Origin of the sequence: Falsiroseomonas oryzae (assembly GCF_027856955.1) — a bacterium.
GTDB classification, from domain to species: Bacteria; Pseudomonadota; Alphaproteobacteria; order Acetobacterales; family Acetobacteraceae; genus Falsiroseomonas; species Falsiroseomonas oryzae.
This window is the reverse complement of sequence record NZ_JAPSMD010000198.1, coordinates 1-9,783: the sequence shown is the minus strand read 5'-3', so window position 1 is coordinate 9,783 and position 9,783 is coordinate 1. Positions and strand designations below refer to the sequence as shown.

Here is a 9,783-nt window from a genome sequence, read left to right as displayed (position 1 = left end):
GCCCGCCGGTCCTGCCGGTCGTGGCGCGGCGGCGGGCGTGTCCCTGCAACGCCTGCGCTTCGGAACACCGCCATGACCGACCTCCGCTTCCGCGGCGCGGCCAGCCCGCCGCGCCGTGTCCATGACCCGCTGCCCCGCCGCGTGGACGCGCTGGTTGCGCGCCTGCGTCCGGAGGAGCCGGTGCACTGCCTGCGGCCCGCCGCGGTCGAGGGCGCCGCGCGCGCCTTCCTGGCCGCCTTCCCGGGCGAGACGCTCTACGCCGTGAAGTGCAACCCGGAGCCCGCCGTGCTGCGCGCGCTGTGGCGCGGCGGCGTGCGGCACTTCGACTGCGCCTCGATCGGCGAGGTGCGGCTGGTGCGCAGCATGTTCGAGGATGTGGCGATCCACTTCATGCATCCGGTGAAGCCGCGCAGCGCGATCCGCGAGGCCTGGCAGCGCCACGGCGTGCGCGACTTCGTGCTGGACAGCGCGGAGGAGCTGGCGAAGGTGCTGGAGGAAACCGGCCGTGCCGGCGAATTGGGCCTCGTCGTGCGGCTTGCGCTGCCGAAGGGCGGTGCGGTGTATGACCTGTCGGGCAAGTTCGGCGCATCGCCGGCCGAGGCCGCGGCGCTGCTGCGCGCCGCACGGCCGCATGCCGCGCAGCTCGGCGTCAGCTTTCATGTCGGCTCCCAGTGCCTGGAGCCGGCGGCCTATGCGCGCGCCGTCGCGCTGGCGGCGGGAGTGATCCGCGACGCCGGCGTGCGGGTGGACCTGCTCGACGTGGGCGGCGGCTATCCGGTGGCCTATCCGGATGTCGTGCCGCCGCCGCTCGGCGCCTTCACCGCGGCCATCGCCGCGGCGGTGGCGGAGCACGGTCTGTCGGGCCTCGCGCTCTGGGCGGAACCGGGCCGCGCGCTGGTCGCGGGCGGCACCTCGGTGGTCGTGCAGGTGCAGCACCGCCGCGGCGACACGCTCTTCGTGAACGACGGCGTCTATGGCGCGCTGTCGGATGCGGGGGCGCCGGGGTTCCGCTTCCCGGCACGTCTGCTGCGGGCGAGTGACGCGACGCTGGCGCCCTTCGCCTTCTTCGGCCCCACCTGCGACAGCGCGGACCACATGAAGGGTCCGTTCCTGCTGCCGGCGGATGCGCGGGAGGGCGACTGGATCGAGGTGGGACAGCTTGGCGCCTATGGCGCGGCGCTGCGCACCGCCTTCAACGGCTTCGACCGGGCCGCGATCGTCGAGGTGGCGGACGCCCCGCTGCTCGAAACGCCGGGCTATGGCATAGCGGCGGCCGCCTGAGCGCGGCCGCCGACCCGCGAGACGGAGAACGATGATGAATCCTGTCGCCTTCGGCGGCCGCCTGGTGATGCTGGGCTTCGGTTCGATCGGCCAGGGCGTGCTGCCCCTGCTGCTGCGGCACCTGGACATCCCGCGCGAGCGCATCACCATCGTCACGGCCGAGCCGCGCGGGCGCGAGGTGGCGGCCGAGTACGGAATCGCCTTCGTCGAGCAGGCGGTGACGCGCGACAACATGCGCGACGTGCTGGTGCCGCGGCTGGGCCGCGGCGACTTCCTGCTGAACCTCTCGGTCGACGTCGCCTCTGTGGCGCTGATGCGGCTCTGCCAGGAGCTGGACGTGCTGTATCTCGACACCGTGGTGGAACCCTGGGCCGGCGGCTACACCGACCCGGCGCTGACGCCCTCGCAGCGGTCGAACTACGCGATGCGGGAGGAAGCGGTGGCGCTGCGCGACATGGCGCGGGGCGGCCCGACCTCGGTCACCGCACATGGCGCCAATCCCGGCCTGGTCAGCCACTTCGTGAAGCAGGCGCTGCTGGACATCGCGCGCGACACCGGGGCGCCGGTTGCCGCGCCGCCGCCGGCATCGGATCGCGGCGCCTGGGCGGCGATCGCGGAAGGCCTGGGCATCAAGGCGATCCACATCGCGGAGCGCGACACGCAGGTGGCCGCGCATCCCAAGCGCCCCGGCGAGTTCGTGAACACCTGGTCGGTGGATGGCTTCGTGGGAGAGGGCTGCCAGCCCGCCGAGCTGGGCTGGGGCACGCATGAGAAGGCGCTGCCGCCGGACGGCCACCGCCACGGCTTCGGCTGCGACGCCGCGATCTACCTGATGCGCCCAGGCGCCTCCACGCGCGTCCGCACCTGGACGCCGCTGGCCGGGCCGTTCCACGGCTTCCTGATCACCCACAACGAAAGCATCTCGCTGGCCGACTACTACACGCTGCGCGATGCCGGCGGCGCGGTGCGCTACCGGCCGACGGTGCACTATGCCTACCATCCCTGCGACGACGCGGTGCTCTCCATCCACGAGCTCGCCGGCCGGAACTGGGAGCTGCAGCCGGAGAAGCGGCTCATGACCGACGAGATCGTCTCCGGCATGGACGAGCTCGGCGTGCTGCTGCTGGGCCATGCGAAGGGCGCCTATTGGTACGGCTCCCGCCTGACGATCGATCAGGCGCGGCGCCTGGTGCCGCACAACAACGCCACCTCGCTGCAGGTGACCGCCGCGGTGCTGGCCGGCGTGGTCTGGGCCATCGAGAACCCGCGGCGCGGCGTGGTGGAGAGCGACGAGATCGACCACGCCCGCATCCTGGAGATCTGCCGGCCCTATCTGGGCGAGGTCGTCGGCGTCTATTCCGGCTGGACTCCGCTGCAGGGCCGCGGCGTCCTGTTCCCCGAGGAGCTGGACCGCGACGATCCCTGGCAGTTCCGCAACATCCGCGTGGCGTGAATCGGCGCGGCGGAGCGAACCCTGGGGGGGCGCCTCCGTTCAGGGTGGGCCCGGCACGCCGGGTCCAACCCCCGGAGGTGACCCCATGTTCCTGCGCGTCGACAAGCTGCAGGTCGAACTGCCTGCGCCGAAGAAGCAGGACCCGAACGCAGCCGCTGCCCTGCAGGAGCTGCTGGGCGGCAAGTACGGCGAGATGTCCACGCTCGGCAACTACATGTTCCAGAGCTTCAACTTCCGCTCGAAGTCGAAGCTGCGGCCGTTCTACTCCATCGTCGCCAGCATCACCGCGGAGGAGCTCGGCCATGTCGAGCTCGTCAGCAACGGCGTGGCGATGCTGGCGAACGGCCCGGACGACGAGTCGAACGAGGAGGGCGGGGCCGACATCTCCGGCGCGCCCTTCGCCGCGATGCAGGACATCCGGCTCGCGGCCGCCTTCTATTCCAATGGCGGCGGCGCGATGCCGGTGGACAGCAACGGCGCGTCGTGGAACCGCGACTTCGTCACGACCACCGGCAACGTGGTGGTGGACCTGCTGCACAACTTCCACCTGGAATGCGGCGCGCGGTTGCACAAGCTGCGGGTGTACGAGAGCCTGAAGGACCCCACCGGCCGCGAGGTCTGCGGCTACCTGCTGGTGCGCGGCTCCGTCCACGCGCATGCCTATGCGCTGGCGATCAAGCAGCTGACGGGCGCCGACATCACCAAGGTGCTGCCGACGCCGAACATCCCGCTGGCGAAGATCCCGGAATGCCGCAAGTTCCTGGAGGCGGGTTCGCATCGCCGTCTCTACACCTTCAGCCCGAACGACTACCGCGAGATCGCGGGGGTCTGGGGTGGCGGCGAGACGGCGCTGCCGGGCGATCCGCCGGGCGAGCTCGAGGTGGTGCATGGCATGCCGGACGGCGGCAAGATCCACGACCTGACGGGCGTCGCCTCGGCCTTCACGCCGGACTACGCGCCGGAGGAGATGTTCGAGGTGGCGGAGCGCCTGACCAAGGCGATGGGCTGAGGCCCGGAGGGGCGGGCACGGCCCGCCCGCCCTTCCGTGAACCGGCGTTCCCGCCTAGGGTCCCGCCATTCGCGGGAGGGTCGTCGCATGCATGTCCTCGTCATCGGTGCGGCCGGCATGGTCGGCCGCAAGCTCGTTGCCCGCATCGTCGCGGAGGGCGGCATCGGCGGGCGCAAGGTGGACACGCTGAGCCTGGTGGACGTGGTGGCGCCGCAGATGCCCGCCGGCTTCGGCGGGCGCGCCTGGGCCGCCGACCTCTCGGCCCCCGGCGAGGCGGCGAGGATGCTGGCCGGCAGGCCCGACATCGTCTTCCACCTGGCGGCCATCGTCTCCGGCGAGGCGGAGGCGGATTTCGACAAGGGCTACCGCATCAACCTGGACGGCACGCGGCTGCTGTTCGAGGCGATCCGGGCCGAGGGGATGAAGCAGCCCTATGCGCCGCGCGTCGTCTTCACCTCCTCCATCGCCGTCTTCGGCGCGCCCTTCCCGGATGCGATCGGCGACGAGTTCTTCACCACGCCGCTGACGAGCTACGGGACGCAGAAGGCGATCGGCGAGCTGCTGCTGGCCGACTACTCCCGCCGCGGCATCTTCGACGGCGTGGGGATCCGGCTGCCGACCATCTGCATCCGTCCCGGCGCGCCGAACAAGGCGGCCAGCGGCTTCTTCTCCTCCATCCTGCGGGAGCCGCTGGTCGGCCAGCCGGCGGTGCTGCCGGTACCCGATACCGTGATGCACTGGCATGCCAGCCCGCGCGCTGCGGTGGGCTTCCTGCTGCACGCCGCGACGCTGGACACCGCCCCGCTGGGCGCGCGGCGCAACCTGACCATGCCCGGTCTCGCTGCCACGGTCGCCGAGCAGATCGAAGCGCTGCGCCGGGTGGCTGGGGAGAAGGCGGTGGCGCTGATCCGGCGCGAGCCGGATGAGACCATCGGCCGCATCGTCGCGGGTTGGCCGCGCCGCTTCGACGCGAAGCGTGCCGAGAGCCTGGGCTTCACGGCGGAGACGACCTTCGACGAGATCATCCGTGTGCATGTCGAGGACGAGCTCGGGGGGAAGGTGGCATGAGCAAGCCAGGCCTGCTGGTCGTCGGCGAGCTGCCGGCCTGGGACCTGGAGGCGCTGACCGAGCGCTTCGACCTGCATCTCTACTACGCCGCCGAGGACAAGGCCGCGATGCTGGCGCGCGGCCGCGACACCATCCGTGCCATCTCGACGAAGGGCGAAATAGGCGCCGACGCGGCGCTGATGGATGCGCTGCCGAAGGTGGAGCTCATCGCCTGCTACGGCGTGGGCTACGACGCGATCGACGTCGCAGCCGCAAAGGCGCGCGGCATCCGCGTGACCAACACGCCCGACGTGCTGACCGAGGAGGTGGCCGACATGGCCATCGGGCTGCTGCTGGCCGCGGCCCGCCGCATGCCCGCGGCGGATGCCTGGGTGCGCGACGGGTCCTGGACGGCCAAGGGCAGCTTCCCGCTGACCACCCGCGTCTGGGGCAAGCGGCTCGGCATCGTCGGGCTTGGGCGGATCGGCAGCGCCATCGCGCGACGGGCAGAGGCGTTCCGCATGCCCATCGGCTACAGCGCGCGGCAGAGGAAGGACGTGCCCTACGACTGGTATCCCACGCCCGCCGCGCTGGCGCCGCATGTCGATGTCCTCATGGTCTCGGCCGCCGGCGGTGCGGCGACCAAGGGGCTGGTGGACAAGGCGGCGATCGACGCCCTCAAGCCGGGCGCCATCTTCTGCAACGTCAGCCGCGGCACCGTGGTGGACGAGGCGGCGCTGCTGGCGGCGCTCCGCGACAGGCGGATCGCCGCGGCCGGCCTCGACGTCTTCCTCAACGAGCCGGCGATCGACCCGGAATTCGCCACCTTCGACCACGTCGTCCTGCAGCCGCACGCGGCCTCCGGCACGGTGGAGACGCGCAAGGACATGGGCCGCCTGATGCGCGAGAACCTGGAGGCGCAGATGGATGGTCGCCCTCTGCCGACGCCCGTCGCATGACCGCCGTCGTCATCCACGCCGCGCACGACCTGCGTGTCGAGCCGCACGAGGCGCCCGATCCGGGCCCGGGCGAGGTGCGCATTCGCATCCAGCGCGGCGGCATCTGCGGATCCGACCTGCACTACTACCACGCCGGCGGCTTCGGCACGGTGCGCGTCCGCCAGCCCATGGTGCTGGGGCACGAGGTGGCGGGCGTTGTGGACGCGGTCGGGGCCGGCGTCACGCATGTGACGCCGGGCGACGCGGTGGCGGTGAATCCCAGCCTGCCCTGCGGCACCTGCGCGCAATGCTTGGCCGGGCGCCCGATCCATTGCCTGGACATGCGCTTCCTGGGCAGCGCGATGCGCATGCCGCATGTGCAGGGCGCCTTCCGCAGTCGCTACACCTGCGAAGCGGCGCGGGCGGTGAAGCTGCCGGCCGGCCTTGCCGTGGAGCGCGCCGCCTTCGCCGAGCCGCTGAGCGTCTGCCTGCATGCGGGCGCGCAGGCCGGCCCGCTGCTCGGCGCCCGCGTGCTGGTGACAGGCTCCGGGCCGATCGGCGTGCTCTGCGCCGCGGTGGCGCGGCTTGGCGGCGCGCGGGAGGTGGTGGTCACCGACCTCGTTGCGGCGCCGCTCGCCGTGGCGCGGGCGATGGGCGCGGACCGCACCCATGCGCTGCGCGACGACCCGGATGCGCTGGCGCCCTACGCGGCGGGGAAGGGCCACTTCGACGTGGCCTTCGAGGCTTCCGGCAGCGGCGCGGCGCTGGTGGGTGCGCTGGCCGTGATGCGGCCGGGCGGCACCATCGTCCAGGTCGGCGTGGGCGGCGACGCCGCGCTGCCGCTCAGCGCCGTCGTGGCGCGCGAGATCGCGTTGCGCGGCAGCTTCCGCTTCCATGCGGAGTTCGGCAACGCCGTGGAGGTGCTGGCGAGCGGCCGGCTCGACCCGTCGCCCCTGCTGTCGGAGGTGGTGCCGGCGGCGGAGGCCGTGCGCGCCTTCGACCTGGCTGGCGACCGGACGCGCGCGATGAAGGTGCAGCTGGCCTTCTGACCTATCGGCGCCACACCCGGTCCAGCGGCATCAGCCGGTTGACCAGCAGCAGCAGCGCCACCGTCAGCAGGATGAGGATCGTGCTGATGGCGTTGACCGTGTTCTCCAGGCTGAAGCTCGCTTCCGCGTAGATCCGCACCGGCAGCGTCTGCAGCCGCGCGGTGGTGAGGAAGGCTGTGACGGTCACCTCGCCGAAGGAGATCAGGAAGCCGATGACGCAGGCCACCGCGATCCCGGGGCCGAGCTGCGGCAGGATGACGCGGCGGAACACCCGCACGGGCTGCGCGCCGAGCCCGCCGGCAGCCTCTTCCAGGCTGCGGTCGAGCTGCGCGACGGACGCGCGCAGCAGCGCCAGCATGAAGGGTGCGACCAGCACCACATGCACCGCCAGGATGCCGAGGAAGGGGGGCAGCGCGACGAACCATTGCAGCAGGCGCAGCATGCCGAGCCCGATCGCGATGCCGGGCAGGGCCAGCGGCAGCATGTAGAGCGCGCCCAGCGCTTCCCGGCCGCGGAAGGCGCCGCGCACCAGCGCGAAGGCGGCCGGCAGGCTGATCGCCAGCGAGACGGCAACGCAGGCGAGCGCCAGCTGCAGGCTGGTCCATGCGTCCGACAGGTAGCGCTCGTTCTGCAGCACCATCGCGTACCAGCGCCAGGTGAAGCCGAGGAACTGCGCGACGGTCGCCTGCGGGCTGTCGTTCACGCTGGCGACCGCGACCAGCAGCAGCGGGAAGACCAGCAGCAGCACCGCCAGCGTCAGCAGCAGGCTGGAGACGACGGGCGCCAGCGCCTCCGCCACCGCCACCAGCGCGCGGCGCGGGGCGGGCGGCAGGCGCAGCGTGACCCGCGGGGCACGGCCGGCGATCCAGGGCGTCAGCAGCGCCACGACGCGGCCGATCAGGAAGGTGGCAAGCACCCCGGCCGCCAGCATCAGCATGGCCAGCGCCGCCGCCAAAGGGTAGTTCAGGACCTCGACGCCTTCCTTCACCACCAGCATGCCGCTCACCAGCACCTTGCGCCCGCCGACCAGCGCGGCGGAGACGTAGGACTCCGAGGCGAGCAGGAAGGTGATGATCAGGCCCGCCCGCAGCCCGGGCAGCGAGAGCGGCAGCGTCACGCGCCAGAAGCGCGTCGCCGGGCCGGCGCCGAGACCCGCCGCGGCCTCCTCCAGCCGCTTCTCCTGGCCCTCGAGCACGTCGTACAGCGCCAGGACCATGAAGGGCAGGAAGACCTGCGTCAGCGCCAGGCCCACGGCGAACCAGGTGAACAGCAGCTCCGGCCGCGGCAGGCCGACCGCATCGGCGATGGCGCCCAGCACGCCGCGCGGCGCCAGCAGCAGGATGATGCCGAGCGAGCGCACCACCACGTTGGTCAGCAGCGGCACCAGCACGATGGCGAAGCCGATCGGCTTCCAGCGCGGCGGCAGCCGCGTCAGCCACAGCGCCAGCGGATAGCCCAGCACCGCGCAGCAGGCCGCGACGGCCGCGCCCAGCAGCAGCGTGTTGACGAAGACCCGCATGAAGAACGGGTCGCCGAACAGCTCCGCATACTGCGCGCCCGAGGGCACCAGGGAGAGCGGTGCGAACATCTCGCTGCTCTCCTGCACGGAGAGCAGCGCCACCGCGCCCATCGGCGCGGCGAAGGCGGCCAGCAGCCAGATCCCGAAGGGCAGGGCCAGAAGGCCCCCGCCGGTCCTGCCCATCGTCAGGCGCCGCGCTGCGTCCTCAACCCGTGATCTCGCGCGTCCAGCGCCCGGTCCAGCGCTGCAGGTTGCGCGTGACCACATCCCAGTCGAAATCGACCAGGCGGCGCACCTGCTCCTCGCCCATGATCAGCTTGGCGGACAGGTCGGCGGGCAGCTCCAGGTTGCGGATGGTCGGGCTGTAGTAGATGCGCTCGGCATAGGCGCGCTGGCACTCCGGCGAGAGATGCAGGTTCACCCAGGCCTCGGCCAGCGCCTGGTTGCGCGTGCCGGCGGTGATGCAGGCGACGTTCATCGCCACCACCTGGCCTTCGCTCGGGTCGGCGATGATCACGTTGGGATTGCGGCTCTCGGCATAGGTGCGGGTGAAGCTGCCGAACTCCACGCTCGCGGCGCCCACCTGGTTGTCGAACATGCCGTAGAGCTGGTCCTGGCTGCTCTGGAAGGCGCGGATAGGCTTCAGCTCGGCCAGCTTGCGGAATCCGGGGTCGATGTCCGTCTCGCTGCCACCCCAGACCTTGGCGGCCATCAGCAGCGTGGCCGATCCCTGCGCGCCGAGCTCGGCGGGCAGGATCACCTTTCCGCGCAGGTCCTCGCGCCAGAAATCCTTCCACGACGTCATCGGCGCGGCGACCATGCGACGGTCATAGACCACGGTCACCGGGTTGAAGGCCACGCCGTAGCCGCCGAGCCGCGCCAGCGGATAGAGGTTGGCGAAGTTCGGCACGTTGGCGTTCGGCGCCTGCGTCACCTGGTCGCGCACGGCCTGCCGGCTCTCGAAGATGTTGAGGTAGATGACGTCGAAGGAGGGACGGCCACGCTCGGCATAGGCACGCGCACGCCGTTCCGTGGTGCCGCCGAGCACGAAGTTGATGCGCACGCCGTGCTGCCGCTCCAGCGGGGTGGCGCAGAATTCGCGCACGATGCGCTCCTGCGCGCCGCCCCAGACGCCAACGGTCAACTCGTCGCCGCGGCGGATCTGCGCGACGGCGTCGCGGCCCCAGATCGCGGGAAGGGCGAGGGCCGCGCCGCCGAGCAACGTGCGGCGCGTGGTGCGAAAAGTCATGCGGCTTCTCCTCGGGGGGCCTCGAAATCCTCGATCCAGCTCATCGCCGCGGCGGGTGCGGCAAGCAGCACCGGCGCGCCGGGCGGGAAGGCGGCCTCGGTGGTCGGGCGGCGGACGCGCAGCCGGTGCGGCCCGAGCGCGACCTCGTAATGCACGGCGTCGTCGAGCCGCGTGGCGCCAGTCACCGTGGCGGGCGCGGCCAGGGGCAGCACGCAGGCCGTGCCGGGCGGCAGCAGCA

General features: G+C 72.1%; 9 protein-coding genes. 6 read left to right on the top strand and 3 right to left on the bottom strand.

The window, feature by feature from the left end; genetic code table 11:
• Nucleotides 1–72 precede the first annotated feature (72 nt).
• The 6 genes from OZN99_RS18045 (at nucleotide 73) to OZN99_RS18020 (ending at nucleotide 6,777) form a co-directional block, all read left to right on the top strand.
• Nucleotides 73–1,281: a type III PLP-dependent enzyme domain-containing protein gene (locus OZN99_RS18045; protein ID WP_270936654.1), complete on the top strand. Its 1,209-nt coding sequence runs from the start codon at nucleotides 73–75 to the stop codon at nucleotides 1,279–1,281.
• A 31-nt stretch (nucleotides 1,282–1,312) separates the two neighbouring features.
• Complete coding sequence (locus OZN99_RS18040; RefSeq protein ID WP_456299886.1) at nucleotides 1,313–2,734, top strand: homospermidine synthase; 1,422 nt, start codon at nucleotides 1,313–1,315, stop codon at nucleotides 2,732–2,734.
• Between the two features lie 85 nt (nucleotides 2,735–2,819).
• Nucleotides 2,820–3,743: a manganese catalase family protein gene (locus OZN99_RS18035; protein ID WP_270936653.1), complete on the top strand. Its 924-nt coding sequence runs from the start codon at nucleotides 2,820–2,822 to the stop codon at nucleotides 3,741–3,743.
• A gap of 87 nt (nucleotides 3,744–3,830) precedes the next feature.
• Nucleotides 3,831–4,811, top strand: a complete 981-nt coding sequence (gene denD, locus OZN99_RS18030; RefSeq protein ID WP_270936652.1) for a D-erythronate dehydrogenase — start codon at nucleotides 3,831–3,833, stop codon at nucleotides 4,809–4,811.
• Nucleotides 4,808–5,749: a 2-hydroxyacid dehydrogenase gene (locus tag OZN99_RS18025; RefSeq protein WP_270936651.1), complete on the top strand. Its 942-nt coding sequence runs from the start codon at nucleotides 4,808–4,810 to the stop codon at nucleotides 5,747–5,749. The genes denD and OZN99_RS18025 overlap by 4 nt, the downstream gene beginning before the upstream one ends.
• The gene (locus OZN99_RS18020; protein ID WP_270936650.1) at nucleotides 5,746–6,777 is read left to right on the top strand and encodes an L-idonate 5-dehydrogenase; all 1,032 of its coding nucleotides are present in this window, start codon (nucleotides 5,746–5,748) and stop codon (nucleotides 6,775–6,777) included. The genes OZN99_RS18025 and OZN99_RS18020 overlap by 4 nt, the downstream gene beginning before the upstream one ends.
• Nucleotide 6,778: 1 nt before the next feature.
• Here the strand turns inward: OZN99_RS18020 and OZN99_RS18015 are convergent, their stop codons facing one another.
• The 3 genes from OZN99_RS18015 to OZN99_RS18005 form a co-directional block, all read right to left on the bottom strand.
• Entirely contained in the window at nucleotides 6,779–8,479 is a 1,701-nt protein-coding gene (locus tag OZN99_RS18015; protein ID WP_270936649.1) for an ABC transporter permease subunit, read from the bottom strand.
• Nucleotides 8,480–8,501: 22 nt separating this feature from the next.
• Nucleotides 8,502–9,545, bottom strand: a complete 1,044-nt coding sequence (locus OZN99_RS18010; RefSeq protein WP_270936648.1) for an ABC transporter substrate-binding protein — start codon at nucleotides 9,543–9,545, stop codon at nucleotides 8,502–8,504.
• Nucleotides 9,542–9,783 (bottom strand): hypothetical protein (locus tag OZN99_RS18005; protein ID WP_270936647.1); only part of this gene is annotated, 242 nt, incomplete at its 5' end. The genes OZN99_RS18005 and OZN99_RS18010, both read right to left, overlap by 4 nt.

Excerpts from the sequence above, each read along its gene's own strand:
- OZN99_RS18045 (WP_270936654.1), top strand. The coding sequence starts at position 73 with ATGACCGACCTCCGCTTCCGCGGCGCGGCCAGCCCGCCGCGCCGTGTC.
- OZN99_RS18040 (WP_456299886.1), top strand. The coding sequence starts at position 1,313 with ATGATGAATCCTGTCGCCTTCGGCGGCCGCCTGGTGATGCTGGGCTTC.
- OZN99_RS18035 (WP_270936653.1), top strand. The coding sequence starts at position 2,820 with ATGTTCCTGCGCGTCGACAAGCTGCAGGTCGAACTGCCTGCGCCGAAG.
- denD (WP_270936652.1), top strand. The coding sequence starts at position 3,831 with ATGCATGTCCTCGTCATCGGTGCGGCCGGCATGGTCGGCCGCAAGCTC.
- OZN99_RS18025 (WP_270936651.1), top strand. The coding sequence starts at position 4,808 with ATGAGCAAGCCAGGCCTGCTGGTCGTCGGCGAGCTGCCGGCCTGGGAC.
- OZN99_RS18020 (WP_270936650.1), top strand. The coding sequence starts at position 5,746 with ATGACCGCCGTCGTCATCCACGCCGCGCACGACCTGCGTGTCGAGCCG.
- OZN99_RS18015 (WP_270936649.1), bottom strand. The coding sequence starts at position 8,479 with ATGGGCAGGACCGGCGGGGGCCTTCTGGCCCTGCCCTTCGGGATCTGG.
- OZN99_RS18010 (WP_270936648.1), bottom strand. The coding sequence starts at position 9,545 with ATGACTTTTCGCACCACGCGCCGCACGTTGCTCGGCGGCGCGGCCCTC.